Genomic DNA, 19,338 nt, shown 5'->3' on the forward strand with positions numbered 1-19,338 from the left:
GCTATGGCGCTGCGTCAGATCGCGAATCAGCCTGACCATATCATCGATGGCAAAAGGCTTCTCCAGAAGCGTCACCTGCAAGCCCTGCAACTCCGCATCTTCCGGCTCGGTCAGCGTAGCCGCGGTCGTCAAAATAATGGGGAGCGAGCGATACTGTGGGAGGCGGCGAACCTGTTGGATCACCTCAATCCCAGAGACCAGCCCGGGCAAGAGCCAATCAACGATCAGGAGATCGGGCGAGGGGGCCTGATGCTGCGCGGCACCCTGGAGCGCGTTCAGGCATTCCTCAGCAGTAGGGTAGATTGTTACACTGTAGCCCTCGTCCTGCAGGACGAGCTGTAACATCTCCTGAATGGCGGAGTCATCTTCTAGCAGGCTGATATGCATGGCCTCGTCCCTACCTTGTTGAGTCTCACTATCATTCCAGCCAAACTATAGCAAACTGGACTATATTTCGCAAGTAGGGCCGGGCCGCTGCCAACCTGGCCGGGCACCAGCGGGGCACAGCGCGACGGACCGGCGGCGGGGTGAGCTAGCGCGCGCGGCCAGCCGTGGCCTCCGGCAGGGCTGTCGCCAGCGGCAGCGTAAAGGTCACGCGCGTCCCCTCGCCGGCGCGACTGCGCAACTGGATGCGTCCGCCCATCGCCTCAACCAGCCGGCGCGTAATATAGAGGCCCAGACCCACCCCCGGCACGCACTCGTTGCCCGGCTGCTCCAGCCGGCTAAAAGGACGGAAGAGGCGCGACTGCTGCTCCGGCGAGATGCCAATCCCCTGATCACAGACGCTGATCACCATCATCGCGCTTCCCGCCGCCACGGCTCGCTCGCGCCGCGCCGCCTGGAGGCCGGCCTCGATGGTGATCATTCCGCCGGCGGGCGAGTATTTCACTGCATTTTCCAGCAGATTCGTCAGCACCTGCTGCACGCGGTCGGCGTCGGCCCAGACCAGAGGAAGCTGCTCAGCAAAGCGGCAGCGGAAAGCATACTTGCCTGGTGTTTCGCGCTCGACGCGCTGGCGGATCAGCTCCACAGCGCGGCGGCAGAGCCTGGCAATATCCAGCGGGGCACAGCGCAGATCGAGATGATTGGCATGGATGCGCGAGACATCGAGCAGGTCGCCGGCCAGGGCCTCCAAATGATTGACCTGCTCCATAATCACATCGAGGTAATGGCGCTGCAGTTCCTCGGTCAGCCCGTCGCTGCTCCTGCGTCCCTGAGCGGAGGGGCCGTACGCCTGCAGCAGGCTGGCATAGCCCTTAATGGCCGTCAGCGGCGTACGCAGCTCATGGCTGACCATCGAGATAAACTCATACTTCAACTGATCCAGCTCCGACGGCCAGTAAAGCGCACGGCGCTCCCCAGCGCTGGCGGCGGCGCCGTTCCCTCGGGGGGCCAGCATCAGCTGCAGTGTCGGCCCGCAGCGCTGCTGTTGCCCGGGAGCAGGAGCGCAGGCGGCCTGTGAGAGCAGGCGTAACTGCTGTTCCAGCGCGCGCGCCAGCCGGGAGAGCACTGCCGCCAGTAGCTGGCTCTCGCCGGCGGCGAAGGCCGAGCGTCGTTCATCGAAGAGGAGCAGCGTCCCCAGGGCGCCCGCCGGGCGCTCCAGCGGAGCCGCCGCCAGACTGCCGATGGCCGTCCGACAGCGCAGGGCCGGCTCGGCCTCGCAGCAATGCACGCGCCCGCTCTGAACGGCGATATCGAGCAGCGCGCGCACCTGCTCATACTGCAGCAGCGTCCGCAGGCTCTCCTGACTGCACCCATAGCAGCCGACATAGCCAGCAGAGGCAGGGACAAAGACATCGAGCAGAGGATGACGAACCGTCTCATCGGGACACCCGAGCAGCAGGCCCGCCGCCTGACAGTCGACCAGCTCGCGCGCTTGGCGAGCCAGCCGCCAGGCCAGCGTCTGTAAGTCTCCCTCGGCTGTCATGCTACCTTCCCTCCCGCTTCACCACATGACTCCCAGGGTTTCCTTTTTAGTATATGTTCCCTCACAACAAGCGGGGCGCCCGTGGTGCGTCAGACACAGCCCCGGCCCGCTGGGTGAGCGGCAGCGGCGCAGGGCAAGGAGAGAAGGAGGGCCGGCAGACAAGCAAGGCAGTCCGAACCAGGAGAGGAGGTTGACAGCCCTAAGCCTTTGCCTGGTCCCGGCTAGCTGATCATATCCTCGGTGAACCAGATCCAGCCGTTGGGGGCCACGTAGACGCCGATCCCGATCTGGTGCAGGGTCGTACTGAAGAGGTGGATATGGTGCCAGCCCGTGGCTGGCTCGTTGGCCATACTGGCCTGGATATTGTAGGCGCCACCCCAGGGCGTTGGATAGGGGCCAGCCAGACCGATATTCTCGCCGCAGTCGCTGAAAGTGAAGCCCTCGTTAGCGATGCGCGTGCACTGCGGCAGTCCATCGGGACAGGTATGGCTAAAGCCGCAGTGATACATATTCCAGCTATGCAGGCGCGCCCCACCCGAGAGAGTCGTATTCCAGACAAAAGGAGGCAGGCCGCAGGCGGCGCGATCCTGATTGATCTGCTGAAAGAGCTTCTGCGTGAGCATGATCTCCTCGGAGGTGAGAGCTGGCGGCTGGCCATAGGGAGCGCTACCCTTACCGGTGGTGGCGATCGCGCTGGCGCTGGGTGCTGCGCCGCTCGTTGCCGGGGCTGTCGCGCCGCAGACATGGGAGGTACTGCTGACGCTGTGCGCCGTAGGGGTTGGTGTTGGTGTCGGCGTGCTGCGCTGACTGGGGATAACGATACTGGTGGGCCTGGGGTGCTGCTCCAGATTGCCCACGGCGTCGCTCATGGTCCGTGTCCCCGGTGCTATCCCCTGTTGCTGGCCGCCCGACCCGCTGCCGTTGCCGCAGGCCACACAGAAGGCCAGGAGACAGAGGGCCATCATGAGGCTTGCGCGACCGTTCCGATTCAGGCTCAAGCTCATCGCGCTCGCTCCGCTCCTTTCTCTGCCGTGTACGTTGATCTTTCCACACTTGCCTGCTTTGCTGATTGACAGAGAACAGTGTAGCACGGTGAGCAGCAGTCGAGCAGCAGAGCAGGTGAGCAGTGGTACTTTCGGGCGAGAGCCAGGGGCAAATAACGAGCCAGCGTTATGGAAAGGAATTGCAGCAATCAGGAGAAGGAAAGCCCCGACGCCGGAAGCGTGGCGCGGGGTCATATCCAGGCAGCCGCTCGGAGCGACCTGGTCCGGCACACTGCCCTGTCGCGACTGGTGCGCTCTGGGCGGCAGCAGTGCCGGGCCGGAGCAGAGAGCGATGGTCTTCTGGCCTGGCCCGCCAGCGATCTCCAGCCAGCGGCCAGGGAGAGACGGCCTGGCTGGCAGCAGGAAGGAGGTCGTTTCTCTCCCTGGCAGGTCTTCCAGCGGCAGGTCTCCCGCCGCTAGCTGCCTCACACCCAGAGGTAGCGATCGAGCCAGGCCAGGACACGCTCCTCGCGATCGCGCTGGTGAGCCAGCTCACGCAGGCCGTGCCCCTCGCGTGGATAGATCACCAACTCGGTGGGTACGTCGCGCTCGCGCAAGGCCCGATAGAAAGCATGGGCCTGGCTGACCGGCACACAATCATCCTCAGCCCCATGCAGGATCAGCGTCGGCGTTGTGACCTGGGCCGCATAGGTGAGCGGCGAGCGGGCGCGGTAGACCTCTGGCTGGGTCAGGGGATCGGCCTGCAGAAAGCGCACATCGAAATCGGGGATATTGGTCTGGGCGTGGAAGCCGTGCCAGTCGCAGATCCCGGCGCCCATGACCGCCGCTCGGAAGCGCTGCGTCTGCGTCACGGCCCAGGCCGCCATGAAGCCGCCGTAGCTCCAGCCGACAATCGCCAGGCGCTGACCGTCGACCAGCCCGCGCGCCACCAGCTCATCGATGCCTCGCAGCACATCCTGCAAATCCCCGCCTCCCATATCGCCGACCACGGCCTCGGCGAAGGCTCTGCCGCGGCCCAGGCTCCCGCGCACATTGGGGCGCAGCACAGCGTAGCCGGCGGAGGCCAGCAGCAGGCTCCAGCCATCCTCAAAGCCCTCCAGAAAGGCCCCCGTCGGGCCACCATGCACCCAGACGACCAGCGGCGGCGCCCCCTGGCCGCGGCGCACCAGCGGTGGCGTAAAGAGGGCCTCAATCTCCCACTCACCAACGCTGCGGTAGCTCAAGCGCTGACTGTCTGGAAGCAGCCAGGTCTCTTCGGCCAGCGGGTTCAGGCGAGTCAGGCGTCGCCAGGTCAGGCGCACCTCCGACTCCTGGCCTGGCTGGTTCTCCTGCGCCAGTGCGGGCAGTTCGGCGTAGTAGAGATCAGGCGGCTGCTCAGGTGAGCTGCGCGTCGTCAGGAAACAGCGCAGGTCTGGCGTGGTCGCCAGACAGGGCCAGCCTTCGCGCAGCACTACCCCGGCCTCCACCACCTGGCGCCTGCCGCTGGCCTCATCCAGGATACCAATCTGCTGGCTTAGGCCGCTCCAGGCCGTATAGAGCAGGCGCCGCCCATCGGGGAACCAGCGGCACCAGGCCACACTGACCTCGGCGCCGGGGGTCAGGTTGCAAGCCGGGCCACCCTCCAAGGGCACCACATAGAGATCGCCGGCCCCGCGGATCACATCGCTCCACTCGCCTGAGACGAAGGCCAGGCGCGTCCCATCCGGCGACCAGGTCAGGCCGCTGGCCTGATGCTCCAGAGCTGTCAGTTGACGCACCGTGCCGCCCTCGGCCTCGACAACACCGACCTGTCCGCGGTACCAGGTGGTCAATTCCGGGCCAGCGGAGAAATAGACGGCGAAGCGGCGTCCATCCGGTGACCAGCAATATTCCCAGATCGCCAGCCCCTCGGGCGTCACCGGGTGCGGCACGCCCTCATCGAGGTAGACCGTCCACAGGCGCTGGCAGCGTTCGGCCTGGCGGCCAAAAACGCGCGGATCGTCTTCCGGCTCGGGCTGTCCATAGCCGAGAAAGGCCAGGCGAGAGCCATCCGGCGACCAGGCGAGGTCACTCAGGCCGCCCGGCAGCGAACAGAGGCGGCGGGCCGTCCCGCCCTCAGCCGCCATCACGAAGAGCGCCAGCCGTTCTCTATCGCCGTTCCCCTCCTCTTTTTTCTCTTTCTCTTTCGCCAGGAAGGCGAGCAGGCGCCCATCTGGTGACCAGCGCGGACAATACTGCTCGCCCGTATCCAGACCAGCGGAGAGCGGGCGCGGCTCATACCCGGCGCTGGTACTAATCTCCTGCAGCCAGATTCGTCCCAGGAGGCGTGGCAGTCCGGGCGCCGGCTCGCGTACCACAAAAGCCGCGCGTCGACCATCGGGCGTCAGATCGAACTCCCCCAGCTCGCGCAGGCGCGCACTCTCTCCCGGGCCGACTGGACGTCGAGACTGAGATTGCCGGGATGGCGACAGCGCTGCCGGGCGTGACTGCTGCGAGACCTCGTTGCTCACAGGAAAACTCCTTTCCCGCTCGTGATAACCGCTCTGCTTCCTCGTATCCGGGCACCGTCTTAGCGAAAGGGAAGGGAGGAAGAGGGGGAAGAGAGCACCCTATTCCTTCGTCTGGCGGCAGAGCAGGCCACCAGGCCGAGCCAGCCAATCGCTCTTCTCAGTTCAGGCCGCGGGAAGTTCAAGAGCGGCCCTATATGACCCTACCCTTATCAAGAAGGGGGCACTGTTTGCTATTATACTGTAAGGAAGGGAGCGTTGCCCTGCCTGCACACTGACAGAAGAACAGCTGACCCATTCCAGACGCTGAGGTCCTTATGCTATATGAACTGCTGATTCTCCTCACCCTGGTGCGCAGTCCAGCTCACGGCTATCGGATTGCCAAGATCATCAACGACATGATCGGACCCTACGCCACCCTCAGTCACGGACGACTCTACCCGCTGCTGGCCCGGTTGGAGCAGCAGGGACTCATTCAAGTTGAGCAGAGCGGGAGCGTCCAGCAGGGCGACCGTCAAACGCGCGTTTACCACATCACCGAAGCCGGGCGCCAGCGTCTCCACCAGCTCATGATGGACACCACTTCCAACCTGGGCGAATACCGCGAGATCTTTGCCCACAAAGTGGCCGGCTTTGAATTCCTCACCCTTGCCGAGCGCCTGCAGCTGATCGAGCACTACATCGACTACTGCGAGCAACACATCACATACATCTATAAAGAGGCTGAGGATCTCCTCCAGAAAGCCTACGAAATTGAAGGACTCCAGGATCCCAAGCAGCTGGAAAATATACTCAACGTTATGTATCACTGGATCGAGCAATGGAAACTTGAGCTGCGCTGGGCCCAGCAGCTGCACGAGAGCCAGCTGCAGCGCCAGGACCAGGCAGAGAGCGACCTCAGCGCCAGCCAGGAGCCGCAGGCGTCGGCCAGCAACTAGCCTCTCCATGAGCCGGGGCCAGACCAGAGGGCCGATACAGGCAGGCAGACAGACAGACAGGAAGGGCAGCCATATAGTCGCCGCATACCTGCCCAGCGCTAGCGCAGATCCTGCCGCAAGACTCGACTCCCCGGCCTGGCCTTCACCACGAGTCTCGGCCTCCACCTCAGCCTCACCTGAGACCGCCCCCACTCAGGGAGCGGTCCCCACTTCAGCCACAGCTACCTGATCAGCATCAGCAGCGACCTGTCGACGAGAGCGCCCCCATCCCAACAAGAGCGCCAACACCGTCAGCACCCAGCCCAGCGCAGCGAAGGCCGCAGACGCCCACCAGGTCGCCGCGAAAGCCTTCATCACCTCAGCGCTGAACAAGGCGCTAATACGCCCACCCAGCGCCTGCAGATGGCTGCGCAGGGCCTCCCGCTGCGGGCCAGGAGGCACCATCTGGGCCAGCGGCCTCAAATCGACCGTTGCCGATCCCGACTGAGCCTCACCGCCAGACTGGCCTACATTCGCCTGCTGCAAAGCGGTCACCAGGTGGCTGCGCAGGGCCGGAGGCAGCTGCTGATCGCTCTCCACCAGCTGGACGCTGCTCTGACGGGCCTGCTGCAGATGCTGTGGCAACTGGGCAGTGAGGAGGGCAATCAGCACGGCCACCCCGAGAGCAAAGCCCACCTGACGGAAGGTATTCAGAATGCCACTGCCGACCCCCAGCTGAGCCGGAGGCACCTCACTGAGGGCAAAGGCGGGGAAGCTCTGGAAACACATACCCATGCCCACCCCAATCAAGGCCAGGCGCCAGGCCGTGTCGAGCGCCCCCGCCGAGGCACTCATCAGCGCTAGCAGCGCAAACCCCAGCGTCACCAACAGCAGGCCCACCAGACCCACCAGGAGAGGCGGCAGGCGATGCCCCACTGCTCCCATCAGCAGCGAGAGGATCAGCGACGCCAGCGGCAGAGGCAGCAAGGCATAGGCTGCCCCCAACTGGTCATAGCCGCGCAACTCCGTAAAGTAGAAGACCACAATCACAAAGGCCCCCTGCATCGCCATGCCAAAGAGCAGCATCGCCACATCCGAGAGCAGAAAGCTGCGAATGCCAAAGAGGCGCAGGTTGACCATCGGCTCCCGTACACGCAGCTCAACCCCCACAAAACTCGCCAGGGCCACCAGCGCCAGCCCCATCAGCGCCAGCGTCGGCAGCGAACCCCAGCCCCAACTATTGCCCTGCATCACCGCCAGCACCAGCGTGAACAGGGCCACACTCACCAGCAACAACCCGGGCCAATCCAGGCGTCCGGTGCGCCCATCCTGACGCACCTCGCGCGTCTCCGGCACCCAGAGCCAGACCAGGACCAGCCCCACTACACAGAAAGGCAGATTGACATAAAAGATCCAGCGCCAGCTCAGTGTTTGGGTAATCAGCCCGCCCAGAACCGGGCCCAGGGCCGTGGCCAGGCCAGCCGCGGCGCCCCAGAGGCCGACCGCCGTGCCCCGCTGCTCACGGGGAAAGATCGCTATCAGAATGGCCAGGCTGACCGGCTGCAGCACTGCCGCCCCCACAGCCTGCAAGGCCCGAAAGCCGATCAACCAGTCGATTGAAGGGGCCAGGCCACAGAGCAGCGACCCCAGCATAAAGACCGCCATCCCGGCCATAAAGATCTTTTTGCGCCCGAACAGATCGGCCAGGCGCCCCACGGTCACCAGCAGCACCGCAAACACCAGACTATAGGCATCCAGCACCCAGCCAGCCATCGTCAGATCGGTACGCAGATCCTGCACAATGGCTGGCAAGGCGATCGACACAATCGAGAGATCCAGCAGGGCCATAAAGAGGCCGAACATCAGCGCCAGCAGCGCCAGCCAGGGATTAGCTCCCCGCCTCATTCCGCTCGCCGAACTTGCTTGTACCATGCCCTTTACCTCGCTTTCCGCCTTCTGGCAAGAAAGGATACGTCTGCAGGAGAGCTGGCTATCGCCCACAGCGGCGCTCATCGCGCGCTGTCTCACCCAGTCCGGTCAAGATAGTCAAGCTCTCTCTCACAAGTCTCCTCACGCCTGCGGGGGCTGATTTCCCCCGCAGACATATCTCACAGTGACCTACTATACTCCATTCTTCGGAGAAAGTCAATAGTTAGATACGCAAATTTGCCTATAAAAATTGAAATTCTTCAATAAGGATAGGTCATTATGACCTTCTCTATTGAAGCGGAGAGGAAAGGCAGCGCCAGGCGACGGACCTGCAGAGGCAGGCTGCTCGGGGAGCAGTCCGCGAGAAGACCGTAGTGGCCCCTCGTCAAGGCAGGAGAGACGTGCGATACTGTATCAGGACCAGAAAGGAGAGCATCAGGGAGTTCGCATTTCCCATGTTGGGCCAGCAGTGTCCAGGGTCTGACTTCCCCACATTGCCAGCCCGCTAGCCAGCCAGTAGACCAACAAGGGAGGAAAGAGACACTATGGCAAGCTTTGCCTACACCCGCGGACTACATGATCTTGGCAACGACCTCTACGCCTACCTGCAGCCGCCTGGCACCTGGGGTCTGAGCAACGCCGGACTGATCGTTGACGGCCAGGCCACCCTACTCGTCGACACCCTCTTCGATCTCAAGCTCACCGGGCAGATGCTGGAGACCATGAAGCGGGCCGTGCCAGCCGCCGCCGAGATTGGTACCGTGGTCAACACCCATGCCAACGGCGACCACTGCTATGGCAACCAGCTCGTCGCCAACGCCCAGATCATTGCCTCCGAGCAAGCCGCCATCGAGATGCAAGAGGACCCGCCAGAGCGCCTGCGCACCCTACTCACCCAGACAGCCAATCTGCCCCAGCTACAGCGCTTCCTGCAGCGGGCCTTTGGTGCCTTCGACTTCAGCGACATCACCCTGACCCCGCCGACGCGCACCTTCAGCGGCGAGCTGACGCTGCATGTTGGCAGCAAAGAAGTGCGCCTGATCGAAGTTGGACCGGCCCACACGCGTGGCGACATCATCGTCTACGTACCCGACGAGCGCGTAGTCTTCAGCGGCGACATCCTCTTCATCGGTGGTCATCCCATCATGTGGGCCGGCCCCACCGCCAACTGGCTGCGCGCCTGCGACCTGATCCTGCAGCTTGATCCCGAGATCATCGTTCCCGGCCACGGCCCCATCACCGACCAACGTGGCGTCAGCGAGGTCAAAGGCTACCTGCAATACCTCTACGACGAAGCCCGCAAGCGCTACGAGGCCGGCCTGTCGGCCCTGGAGGCCGCGCGCGATATCCCGCTCGACCGCTACGCGACCTGGACCGATGGCGAGCGCATCGTCGCCAATGTCGCGGCCATGTACCGCGAATTCAGCGGCGACCAGAGCCAGCCTGAGAAGCCCTTACTCTTCGCCAGTATGGCAGCACTGGCTTCTTGATCCCGAGCGTCCAGTGTAGCACTGCACCTCTCTTCTCCTTCCTCGTCAGCCTTCTGATCCAGCAGCTTCTACAAGCCAGGGAGGGAGACAGAGAGGCTGCCCTGCAGGAAAAGAGCCAATAGCTGTCAGGACCCAAAACCGTCGAATCAATCGACCGTTCTCCCACTCGGCCCACCAGCCGAGATCTCTGGAGGCAAGAGCCGATGAAATTGGTGACCTATGTCCTCGATGCCAACACGCCGCGCGAAGGAGGGCGAGCCGGTGTGCTGCTCAACGACCTTGTCCTTGATCTGGCCTCCCTTGGTCGCTGGGCCGCAGCGCGCGAGGCCGCCTTTGCCCGTCTCAGCCCGGGGAGCGAAGCGCCGCTTCCTTCCACGCTGTTGGCCCTTCTGCAGGAGGGAGCGCCAGCCTGGGAGCGGCTGCGCATCGCCTTCGCCCTGGCCAGTCAGACAGAGCCGGCGCACCTCCAAAGCCAGGAGGGATTAGCCTTTCCGCTGGCACAGGTCCGCCTGCGCCCGCCCATTCCCACCCCTCCCACCATCCGTGACTTCTTCGCCTTCGAGGCCCACGTGCGCAACGCCCGCGCTCGCAGCGGTCTGGAAGTGCCGCCGCAATGGTACCAGATCCCCGTCTTCTATTTCTCCAACACCTCGGCCCTCTACGGACACGAGGAGGCCGTTCCCTATCCACGCCTTAGCCAGGCCCTGGACTACGAGCTAGAGATGGCCGCCGTCATCGGACGCGAGGGGCAGGACATCGCCGCCGAGCAGGCCGCGGACTACATCGCAGGCTATATGATAATGAACGACTGGAGCGCGCGCGACCTCCAGCTCCAGGAGATGGCCGTCCAGCTTGGGCCAGCCAAAGGCAAAGACTTCGCCACCTCCTTTGGCCCCTGGCTGGTCACGCCCGACGAGCTGCAGCCCTACCGTCGCGGCAGTGGCTCCGACGAGCGCTTTGCTCTGCCCATGCGCGCCCGGGTCAACGGGGTCCTCCTGACCGAAGCCAACTTCCAGGAGATCTACTACACCTTCCCTCAAATGATCGAGCGCGCCTCTCAGCACGTCCGTCTGCGTCCTGGCGACATCCTCGGCTCCGGCACCTGCGGCGGCGGGTGCCTGCTCGAACTCGGACAGGAACGCCATCGCTGGCTGACCGTGGGTGACGTCGTGGAGCTAGAAATCGCCGGGCTGGGGCTCCTGCGCAACACCATCGTCGCCCCACCATCTTCCTGATCAAGAGCCGCCCGTGAGCGCCTTGGTGCCTCACACACCTCAATCAGGACAAGCAAGGAGCGAAGGCCCACCCTGGGTACTCGACCTTCGCTCCTCTTGCCCGTCCTTAAAGGAGATCCGGGGAATGCTGCGGCTGTTCACTCTCTGCTCCTTGCCGCAGCTAGGGCCGTCCTTCCTGGGGAGGAAGCTGGTGCATCCCATGCTCCTGGTCGCTGGGCAGCGAACTGGAAGAAGGGGCATGCCTCGTCTCCTCCCCGGCAAAGCCTCGCTCCTCCGCCAGCTCCTCCAACACCCGATCACGACGCTGCTGATCGCTAATAGCCCGGGCCAGGTGTAGACTGAGACAGATGCGCTCAATCTCCAGCGTTGTCAGACGCAGCGCTTCCAAGCGTTTCCCCAGATCCTCCCGCTCACTACTCTTGACTTTGATGAGCTTCCCTATCAGGCTGACCAGCAATGTCGCTACTGAGAGAATCGAGCCACCCACAACGGAGGCCTTGAACATAATCACCAGCGCAACAATCACGCAGAGCCAGACAATCACTCGGGTCTCATAGAAGATGATACGATTGGCGCGACGAAGCTCTTCATAGTCTGACTTCAGCAATTGATAGAAATCAGCCAGATGGTCGGGAAAGTATGCCAGCGGCTCAGAGGGAGATTCAACCATCTTGGCCCGGGACTGGCGGCGCCTGGTCCGGCGCGATGTGCCCTCAGCCTCCTCAGACGCGCTCGCTCCCTGCTCTGCCGAGTGATCATGCATACCAGCCCCCCAACCCGGCACAGGATCGCCTACTACTCATATCATATATTGTTTTTTGTTATACACAAAAGCAATTGAGGCATTAACTACTCACACGAGAGAGGGGGCTGAGGTGGCCCCACCCAGTACTCAAGTAGAGAAGCAATCGCCTCTCCACGCTTCTGAGCATCAACCACCTCATAGGCGCGAAAACATTCCAGATAGGCCGCATACAGCTCTTGCAGACGCTGCAGATGCTCCTCCAGCTCGTGCTGATAGCGCTGATGGAAGCGCAGCAATAGCAGCGCGAGTACAATCGCCAGCGAGGCGGCCCCGATGCTCCATTCCAGCGGTACGGCAAGCAAGAGACCAGCCAGGGCCATGCCCAGAGACAGTACGCTCATTGGCAATACCCCAACAACCAGGCGCTGCGTCAAAGCCAGGCGCCGGCGCAGGCGGACATGCTCTTTGTGCAGCCGCTGATAGCAAGCATCCAGCCTCGACAGATACTCTTCAGCCAGATCATAGCAAACCGCCCCGGGCAGCTCCTCGGTCTCATTCGAGAGTCTGGCTCTATCGACACCGACCATCAGCATGGGAGCGGCTAGCGCCTCCTCGCCTCTGCGCAGCACCCTGGGGGTACGGAAACGTGTTCCCATCGGGGTCTCCTCCTCACCGACCAGGAAGGAAGTGATAGCAATCGCAGATCACCTTAGTCTCTATTATAATTCACTAAAAAAGCTGAAGATCTCTATACAACTTGAGAGGAAGAAAGGGAAACAACAACACAAAGAGGGGCAAGGGTGAGCAAAGAATGCGGATAGAAGCGGCGCGGTGAGGTAGAAAAGCGCAAAATCAGCTCAACGGTCCCCAGGGCCTCATCCGGCGGCGGGCTTTCTGGGCCTCCTGATACTGGCCGAGCAGCTCATAGATCTCAGCCTTCAGCATCCAGGCGCGGGCATAACTGCGATCAAGCTCAGTTGCCTCATTCAAAGCATCGAGGGCGGCGCGATGGTGGCCGAGGCGCAGAAGAGCCTCCGCCTTATTGCACCAGGCCACAGCGCTGCGCGGATTAATCAAGAGCGCCCGCGTATAAGCCTCGACCGCTCCAGCAAAATCGTGGAGAGCCGAGCGAGCGTTGCCTAAACCATTCCAGGCATGGAAACTATTGGGGTCGCAGGCCAGAGCCTGCTCATAGGAGGCCAGCGCCTCGGTCGTCAGACCCATATCCAGCTGGGCATCCGCCTTCCCATTCCAGGCCGCCACATAATGAGGGTCGAGAGCCAAGGCCCGCTCAAAATGGACCAGGGCCTGCTGATAGCGCTGCAGCCGATGGAGAGCCAGGCCGGCGCTGACCCAGACCACCGCGCTCTCGGGATCGATCTCCGTCGCTCGCTGGAAAGCCTCATAAGCCTTGCGATAATTCCCCTGATTATAGAGCGCCGTTCCCTTGCCATTCCAGGCATGGAAGTTACGAGGAGAGAGTTGGAGCGCCTCCTCGTAGGCTCGCAGCGCCTGCGCATAGTGCTGCTGGCGCAAGAGCTGGTCCCCCTCTTGACACTTCTCACGCACGCTGCTGCTGATACGCGAGGAAACACGCGTCTGCTGCTGAACCGGCAATGAAGCACTGGCCCGGGCCTCCACCCCGTTGCTCTCCGCCTCGCTCTGGAGGGCAGCCGCCGCCTGGACCTGGGCCGGCAGCGCCCGCCGCGGGCCCGAGGCCGGCGGCAGACGCACCGCCTCGCGCGAGCGCACCAGCAGGGCCCGCGCCCCCGTGCCGAGCTGCAAAGCCCGGTCAAAGTCATATTGAAACTCCAGCATATCGCCGTAGCGCTCCTCTGGCCGCGGCGCCAGGGCCCGCAGCAGCACCTCATCCAGCTCCGGGACCAGCTCGCGGTTCAGCGAGGAAGGAGGCACAATCACACCACTGAGTGGATCATGGGGATGATAACCGGTAAGCATTTCGTAGAGGACGACCGCACAACCGTATTGATCGCTGCGGGGATCAACAATGCCATGAGCCTGCTCGGGAGCCATATAGCCAACCGTACCGCGCACTGTTACCGTCATGCCCACGCGCGCCCCCGGCTCCAGAGCGCGGGCGATGCCAAAGTCGGTGATCACCAGGCGATAATCTTCCTGGTGGATCAAGAGATTTTCAGGCTTGATATCGCGATGAATCACAGGGCGAGGGCGAGTATGGGCATAATGCAACGCCGACACCAACTGATGAAAATGCTGAACCGTCTCCCACAAGGGCAAGGGGCCACCCGCGCTAGCCAGGCGCGTGCGCAGTGAACCCGCGGTATAGAGGGGCATAATCAAAAAGACGCTTGGGCCATCGCGGCCATAGTCCAGCACTGGGGCAATATTGGGATGATCCAGGGCCGCCGCGATCCGCGCTTCGCGCAAAAAATGCTCGCGCTCTCCCGCGGTTGTCCTGCTTGGCAGGAGCAGCTTGATCGCCACATGGCGCGACAAATGGCGATCAACCCCGCGGAAGACCGCTGCATAGCCCCCCTTGCTGATCAAAGCCTCAACCACATAGCGACCGGCGAGCGCAGTTCCCAACAGAGGGAGAGCGCAGGCTCGGCAGAACAGATCAGATTCGCGATTCTCGTATCCGCAGTCATCCAGGTCGGCGCAGCGTCGCATGCCCTCCTCCTCTTTCAGTCTCTTAGAGTCTCTCCGTGACGCGGTTGACAACCAGGTGCCACCCATCCCTCCAGAGAGAGGGCGCAGCCACCCAGCGTCTTCAGCGTCTCATCTACGTTTTGCGCAACGCCGCCTGTTGCTCCAGCGAGCGCACCCACTCCTGACAGGAGCGGGCTTCTTCGCTACGTCCCAGGCGTTCGAGGACGACCGCCTTATTATGCCAGGCATCGGGTTCCTCTGGGGCGAAGGCTGTCGCCTGATCGAGGGCCGCCAGGGCTTCTTCTAGCCGGCCCAGGGCGAAGAGCGATAAGCCCTTATTGTTCCAGGCAGCGATATAGTGGGCATCGAGGGCCAAAGCGCGATCGAAAGCTTCCAGGGCTTCCTCATAGCGTCCCAGCTCATGGAGGAGGCTCCCCTTGTTATACCAGGCGGAGATCAGGCCATCGTCGTAGCGCAGCGCCTGAGTATACGATTCAAGGGCATCCTCATACATGCGTAACGCAGCCAAGACGTTTCCTCGATTATACCATGCGCCGGCCAGGGTAGGATCAAGTTCTAAGGCTTCATCGTAGGCAGCAAGCGCCTCCGCATAGCGTCGCAGATCGCGCAGATCGTTGGCCTTATCAAAATAATAGAGGGCATTACGCGGCTCCAACTGCAGCGCACGCTCATGAAGCGGTAGCGCCTTATCGGGTTGCTTCAGGCGACGCAAAATATTACCCTTAATATCCCACAACGAAGCGCGCTGGCTCTCCAGCTCCAGGGCGCGATCGATGGCAATGAGGGCCTCCTCGTAGCGCTGCAAGCTATAGAGCGTATCGCTCATGGCCTGCCAGATCACACTCTGATTGGGATCGAGCACCAGGGCACGGTCAAAAGCCAGCAGGGCCTCCTCCGGGCGATTCTGCTCAGCCAGCGCCATGCCGCGGCCACTCCAGGCGAAGGCCGAATTTGGATCGAGGGCCAGCGCCTGATCGTAGCAATACATCTCCTCATCGTAGCGGCCCAGCTCATGCAAGACACTGGCGCGCGAGTTCCATAGCTCAGGATCGTCCGGGCGCAGGCGCAGGGCGTAATCGTAGGCGGCCAGGGCCTCCTCCGGGCGGCCAAGCAGCATCAGCGTGGCCCCCTTGCCGGTCCAGGCCTCCACCGGGTTCCCCTGAGAGCGAATGGCCACCTCGTAGGCGGCCAGGGCCTCTTCATAGCGCTGCTGCTCATAGAGCGCGTTGGCCTCAGCCAGCCAGTCGCGCACGCCCGTCGGAGTCGTCTGACGCTGAGGGACGGCCCTGCGGGGCAGCGCTGGATAGCGCTCAGTACTGACCTCATCCTCCGCTACTCCCTCCTCCTCCCCCACCTCAGCGGCGGCCTGCACCGTTGCCTCAGCTTCCGACCACAACAGGTCGCTACCCACACGCACCGTCATGTGGGGACGGAACTGGCGAGCCGGCTGACGCGCTGGATCGAACTCCGTCTTCACCAGAAAGGCCACCGGCCCATCCTGGCCATAATCGGTCACGCGAATGCTCCCCGGCTCATTGACCCGGCTAGAGAGCGACATGGCCAGCTCGGCATCTTGCAGGAACTCCTCCCGCTCCCGCTCTGTCGCCTCGTGTGGGCGCAGCACACGCACTGTCACTGGCAGCCCGCGATGGTGATCCAGGGCCTGCAGCGTGACCGTCTGACGGTCGCGAGAAAGCAGATCCATAATTTCATAGCGCCCCAGCAGGAATGAGCCTCTGGTCGGAATTCCACATTGGGCGCAAAAACGCACTTTATCAGGATTCTGATAACCACAACCTTCGGCGTCCAAACAGCCCCCCATGGGCCTCCTCCCTGCTCAGCACATCGTTTTAACAACGTTCCCTCATACATACAAACACGTAGACATCACAGAAACGGTGGAACAGCAGCATGCAAGCATATAGGGACCCGCGACCTACTGTAACGAAAGGGTCCTCCTCTGTCAAGAGAACGTTCCAGCATGCTTTTCTCATGATACCACAAAGTGCGGCCAGGGCGCTGCCCAGCGGCCATTTTCGCCTGTCCCCTCCCCCTCCCAGGGGGACTTGCCTTCCGCCTCAGGCAGTGCCATAATGAAAAGGATTTCAGCAGATTTGCTGTAGTCCTCTCCTGCAGAGATCCTCTATAGTAAGAGCAAAACGCTGTAACAGTCTCACACTGGCTGGTGCTGGCTGGCTGCGAGGAAGTTGCTCCGCAGGAGGGTTTTGACAGTGTTCAGCGAGCTACGAGAGCAGGACGATAGCACAATGACGACACAGATCGCCCCCGGCGCAGTCAATGGCGAGCATGAAGAGCAGCGAGTGATCCGCGTGCTGCTCGCCGATGACCACGCCCTGGTACGCGAAGGGACACGGCGCTTGCTTGAGGCAGAGAGCGATGTTGAAGTGGTGGCCGAGGCGGCCAGCGGCGAGGAGGCGGTAGAGGCCGCCCAGCGCCTGAATCCTGATATTGCGATCATGGACATCGCTATGCCCGGTATGGGGGGAATCGAGGCCACCCGCCAGATTAAGGCCCACTGCCCGAAAACCGCTGTCCTGGTGCTCTCCGCTTACGACGATGAACAGTACTTGATCGCGCTGCTGGAGGCGGGCGCCGCCGGCTTCCTCCTGAAGAATGTGCACGGCCAGGAGCTGGTGAATGCGATCCGCGCCGTGGCCCGCGGCGAGTCCGTGCTGCAACCGTCGCTGACGGAGAAAATGATGCGCCGCCTGACAAACCGCAGCCATCCGCCTCAGCGCTCCTCGGACCTGCTCAGCGAGCGCGAGTTCGATGTGCTGCGCCTGGCCGCCCGCGGTTTGCCTAATAAGGAGATCGCTCGCCGCCTCGGCCTGAGTATCCGCACCGTCCATAGCCACCTGGCTAATATCTTCCAGAAGATGCAGGTTGGCTCGCGCACCGAGGCTGTGCTCCAGGCCCTGCGCCAGGGGATGATCTCACTCCAGGATACGTACGATACTCAATGAGAGCCATGCTCAAGCAGGCACAGTTCTCGCCACTACGGCTGCTGGTGATCACTCTCTCCCTGGCCATTGCTTTGCCTCTGCTGCTCTGGTCTATCCACAATTATCGACCAGCCCCTAACTTTTACGGCCCACGTGCGATCTATAGCCTGGTCGCCTTAACGTCACTGCTGGCCCTGCTGGGGCGCTTCTCTTTGCTCCGTCTGCTGCGCTCCGAGCTGGCCGATCCCAAAAATACCCAGCAGCAGGTCCTGGATACCTGGCGCCCGCTCTTTCTCTTCGACATCACCGCCCCGTTCTATCTGGCCGCCAGCGTGCTGATTAGCGTGCCCGCCGCGGTGCTGACGGCGATCATCACCCAGGCGGTGCTCCAGGGCTATACGCTGGCACGCGGCTTTATCTCCTGGAGCGAGGCTTGCTATCGCCTGGCCAGCACAGGCTTGATCGTTTTCCTGGCCGGCTCGGTCTATGTCTGGGTGGCCGGCAGCACGCATCTGCCTCTCCAGCACAGTGGGCGCCTGGCAGAAACCAACGAGCTGCTCGGCAGCGTGCTGGCCGCGGTAGTGATGATGATTCTCATCGCCCTGATCGCCTTGCCCGTGATGTTCCGTTGGTCTGGACGCCCCACCGGGGCCGCCTGGCGCGCTTACTTGACCTCCCCGTTTCTGCGCTTTCAGGCCCTGGTACTGAGCGTAGGCCCGCTGCTACCCGTGGTGGACATTTTCGACGATGCCGCCGCTGAGCTGGCCTGGCTCTTCTTTCTGGTGCCGCTCTTCGCTATTTATTACCTGGCCCTGGTCAGTACACGCTTGAGTATTCAGACCAATGAGCTGCAACGCACGCTCGAAGATCTGCGGAGCGCACGCCGGCGCCAGGATGAGCTACGCGACTACGCCTCTCTGATCACGCGCGTCCAGGAAGAAGAGCGTCGCCGTCTGGCCCGTGAGCTGCATGATGATACAGCCCAGGCGCTGATCGCGCTCTCTCTGGGCCTGGATGGCCTGGGACGCGCCATGCGCCAGCTCCAGCTGCCGGAGAAAGATCTGGAATGGCACGCCAGTCTGCAGAATCTGGCCGATCGTACGCTGGAGGGGGTGCGCCGCGCCTGCCGCGATCTGCGTCCGTCGGTGCTGGATGATCTGGGACTGCACGCGGCTCTGGAGTGGCTCAGCGATAGCTCCGCCGAACGCGGCGTCCCTTGTACCTTCAGCTGTTCGGGCGAACCTCGCCCGACCTCTCCAGAGGCAGAGATTGCCGTCTTTCGCATTGTTCAGGAGGCGCTCTCGAATGTCTGGCGCCACTCGCAGGCCAGTCAGGCCTGGCTGCATGTAGCATATTTACCTACCTGCCTGACGGTGACTGTGAGCGATAATGGCCGTGGCTTCGCTCCTGAACAGGTCGGCACGGGGCGCGAACACGGCTCTCAAGGGGGTTTGGGTCTGCTCGGAATGCGCGAGCGCGCGGCTTTGGTCGGTGCAACGCTCTCGATCGAGTCAGCCCCAGGTCAGGGCTGCACCGTCCGCCTGGCGCTCCCTTTGTCCCCTGATCAGCCGGGCGCTGACCAACAGTAGCGCCCCACTTGCAGGCTCGCCACTGCCCTCAAACCCAGGCCAGGCCGATCAGTTCCTCTTTCCCAAAGCGAAGCGCTTCCCACTTTTCTCCTCGAAGAGGATTAGGTACATCTGCTGATGCTTTTTGCCAGCCAATGACGCATAGTAATAACTGGGTGGGGTCCGGGAGGCAGCCAGTGTTCATGGAAGCTTACTTCGGTTCGATGGGTCGACGGTAAGCTCTAGCCAGGGACCGGGACCTGGCTACGGGGGCCAAGATTATCGGCGGCTCATCGCCGGTGCTCGGAACGGTCTTTGTGCCCGTTGCGGGTTTTGAAACGAGTAGCATCTTTGTCTCTCCGTGCGGTGTTCACTCTTCGTTGTGTAAGCTTCTATCGGACACATTGGCTCTCCCGGACCCC

At 62.6% G+C, this 19,338-nt stretch carries 15 protein-coding genes; 6 read left to right on the forward strand and 9 right to left on the reverse strand.

What is annotated here, in order from left to right:
- From IRZ31_RS11600 to IRZ31_RS11610, 3 genes are all read right to left on the reverse strand, one after another.
- Positions 1 to 387: response regulator (locus IRZ31_RS11600; protein ID WP_297153706.1), on the reverse strand; the 387-nt coding region annotated here is incomplete at its 3' end.
- Positions 388 to 532: 145 nt separating this feature from the next.
- Entirely contained in the window at positions 533 to 1,927 is a 1,395-nt protein-coding gene (locus IRZ31_RS11605) for a HAMP domain-containing sensor histidine kinase (protein WP_112428010.1), read from the reverse strand.
- Positions 1,928 to 2,148: 221 nt separating this feature from the next.
- On the reverse strand, positions 2,149 to 2,931 hold the full coding sequence (locus IRZ31_RS11610; protein WP_189361475.1) for a CAP domain-containing protein: 783 nt from the start codon (positions 2,929 to 2,931) through the stop codon (positions 2,149 to 2,151).
- Positions 2,932 to 3,099: 168 nt separating this feature from the next.
- Here IRZ31_RS11610 and IRZ31_RS11615 point away from each other — a divergent pair, with 168 nt between their 5' ends.
- Complete coding sequence (locus tag IRZ31_RS11615) at positions 3,100 to 3,390, forward strand: hypothetical protein (protein WP_297153713.1); 291 nt, start codon at positions 3,100 to 3,102, stop codon at positions 3,388 to 3,390.
- A 5-nt stretch (positions 3,391 to 3,395) separates the two neighbouring features.
- On the opposite strand, the gene IRZ31_RS11620 is transcribed toward IRZ31_RS11615, so the two are convergent.
- Positions 3,396 to 5,420, reverse strand: coding sequence for a S9 family peptidase (locus tag IRZ31_RS11620; RefSeq protein ID WP_297153716.1), 2,025 nt, complete (start codon positions 5,418 to 5,420; stop codon positions 3,396 to 3,398).
- Positions 5,421 to 5,734: 314 nt separating this feature from the next.
- Between IRZ31_RS11620 and IRZ31_RS11625 the strand changes: the two genes are divergently transcribed.
- Positions 5,735 to 6,355 carry a PadR family transcriptional regulator gene (locus tag IRZ31_RS11625; protein WP_297153720.1) on the forward strand — a complete coding sequence of 207 codons (621 nt, stop codon included), beginning with the start codon at positions 5,735 to 5,737 and terminating at the stop codon, positions 6,353 to 6,355.
- A 192-nt stretch (positions 6,356 to 6,547) separates the two neighbouring features.
- On the opposite strand, the gene IRZ31_RS11630 is transcribed toward IRZ31_RS11625, so the two are convergent.
- A complete protein-coding gene (locus IRZ31_RS11630) occupies positions 6,548 to 8,266 on the reverse strand; it encodes a DHA2 family efflux MFS transporter permease subunit (RefSeq protein ID WP_297153723.1) in 1,719 nt (572 codons plus the stop codon).
- 542 nt (positions 8,267 to 8,808) lie between these two features.
- Here IRZ31_RS11630 and IRZ31_RS11635 point away from each other — a divergent pair.
- Together IRZ31_RS11635 and IRZ31_RS11640 are read left to right on the forward strand one after the other, a co-directional pair.
- On the forward strand, positions 8,809 to 9,753 hold the full coding sequence (locus IRZ31_RS11635; protein ID WP_112428020.1) for an MBL fold metallo-hydrolase: 945 nt from the start codon (positions 8,809 to 8,811) through the stop codon (positions 9,751 to 9,753).
- 203 nt (positions 9,754 to 9,956) lie between these two features.
- Positions 9,957 to 10,988, forward strand: a complete 1,032-nt coding sequence (locus tag IRZ31_RS11640) for a fumarylacetoacetate hydrolase family protein (protein ID WP_112428022.1) — start codon at positions 9,957 to 9,959, stop codon at positions 10,986 to 10,988.
- Between the two features lie 160 nt (positions 10,989 to 11,148).
- Here the strand turns inward: IRZ31_RS11640 and IRZ31_RS11645 are convergent, their stop codons facing one another.
- The 4 genes from IRZ31_RS11645 to IRZ31_RS11660 all read right to left on the reverse strand — a co-directional run bounded on the left by IRZ31_RS11645 (position 11,149) and on the right by IRZ31_RS11660 (position 16,090).
- Complete coding sequence (locus tag IRZ31_RS11645) at positions 11,149 to 11,751, reverse strand: hypothetical protein (RefSeq protein WP_297153728.1); 603 nt, start codon at positions 11,749 to 11,751, stop codon at positions 11,149 to 11,151.
- Positions 11,752 to 11,837: 86 nt separating this feature from the next.
- Positions 11,838 to 12,389 carry a hypothetical protein gene (locus IRZ31_RS11650; RefSeq protein WP_297153732.1) on the reverse strand — a complete coding sequence of 184 codons (552 nt, stop codon included), beginning with the start codon at positions 12,387 to 12,389 and terminating at the stop codon, positions 11,838 to 11,840.
- Positions 12,390 to 12,585: 196 nt separating this feature from the next.
- Positions 12,586 to 14,385: a serine/threonine-protein kinase gene (locus tag IRZ31_RS11655; protein ID WP_297153735.1), complete on the reverse strand. Its 1,800-nt coding sequence runs from the start codon at positions 14,383 to 14,385 to the stop codon at positions 12,586 to 12,588.
- A 112-nt stretch (positions 14,386 to 14,497) separates the two neighbouring features.
- Positions 14,498 to 16,090, reverse strand: coding sequence for a tetratricopeptide repeat protein (locus tag IRZ31_RS11660; RefSeq protein ID WP_297153737.1), 1,593 nt, complete (start codon positions 16,088 to 16,090; stop codon positions 14,498 to 14,500).
- 562 nt (positions 16,091 to 16,652) lie between these two features.
- Between IRZ31_RS11660 and IRZ31_RS11665 the strand changes: the two genes are divergently transcribed.
- Together IRZ31_RS11665 and IRZ31_RS11670 are read left to right on the forward strand one after the other, a co-directional pair.
- Positions 16,653 to 17,369, forward strand: coding sequence for a response regulator transcription factor (locus tag IRZ31_RS11665; protein WP_297153740.1), 717 nt, complete (start codon positions 16,653 to 16,655; stop codon positions 17,367 to 17,369).
- A gap of 5 nt (positions 17,370 to 17,374) precedes the next feature.
- A complete protein-coding gene (locus IRZ31_RS11670; protein ID WP_297153743.1) occupies positions 17,375 to 18,937 on the forward strand; it encodes a sensor histidine kinase in 1,563 nt (520 codons plus the stop codon).
- The last annotated feature ends 401 nt before the right edge of the window (positions 18,938 to 19,338 follow it).

The sequence above is a fragment of the Thermogemmatispora sp. genome, assembly GCF_019683635.1.
Classification (GTDB): Bacteria; Chloroflexota; Ktedonobacteria; order Ktedonobacterales; family Ktedonobacteraceae; genus Thermogemmatispora.

Bases quoted from the DNA above. Each gene is read 5' to 3' on its own strand.
- IRZ31_RS11605 (WP_112428010.1), bottom strand. From the start codon at position 1,927: ATGACAGCCGAGGGAGACTTACAGACGCTGGCCTGGCGGCTGGCTCGC.
- IRZ31_RS11610 (WP_189361475.1), bottom strand. From the start codon at position 2,931: ATGAGCTTGAGCCTGAATCGGAACGGTCGCGCAAGCCTCATGATGGCC.
- IRZ31_RS11615 (WP_297153713.1), top strand. From the start codon at position 3,100: ATGGAAAGGAATTGCAGCAATCAGGAGAAGGAAAGCCCCGACGCCGGA.
- IRZ31_RS11625 (WP_297153720.1), top strand. From the start codon at position 5,735: ATGCTATATGAACTGCTGATTCTCCTCACCCTGGTGCGCAGTCCAGCT.
- IRZ31_RS11630 (WP_297153723.1), bottom strand. From the start codon at position 8,266: ATGGTACAAGCAAGTTCGGCGAGCGGAATGAGGCGGGGAGCTAATCCC.
- IRZ31_RS11635 (WP_112428020.1), top strand. From the start codon at position 8,809: ATGGCAAGCTTTGCCTACACCCGCGGACTACATGATCTTGGCAACGAC.
- IRZ31_RS11640 (WP_112428022.1), top strand. From the start codon at position 9,957: ATGAAATTGGTGACCTATGTCCTCGATGCCAACACGCCGCGCGAAGGA.
- IRZ31_RS11645 (WP_297153728.1), bottom strand. From the start codon at position 11,751: ATGCATGATCACTCGGCAGAGCAGGGAGCGAGCGCGTCTGAGGAGGCT.
- IRZ31_RS11650 (WP_297153732.1), bottom strand. From the start codon at position 12,389: ATGGGAACACGTTTCCGTACCCCCAGGGTGCTGCGCAGAGGCGAGGAG.
- IRZ31_RS11655 (WP_297153735.1), bottom strand. From the start codon at position 14,385: ATGCGACGCTGCGCCGACCTGGATGACTGCGGATACGAGAATCGCGAA.
- IRZ31_RS11660 (WP_297153737.1), bottom strand. From the start codon at position 16,090: ATGGATCTGCTTTCTCGCGACCGTCAGACGGTCACGCTGCAGGCCCTG.
- IRZ31_RS11665 (WP_297153740.1), top strand. From the start codon at position 16,653: ATGACGACACAGATCGCCCCCGGCGCAGTCAATGGCGAGCATGAAGAG.
- IRZ31_RS11670 (WP_297153743.1), top strand. From the start codon at position 17,375: ATGCTCAAGCAGGCACAGTTCTCGCCACTACGGCTGCTGGTGATCACT.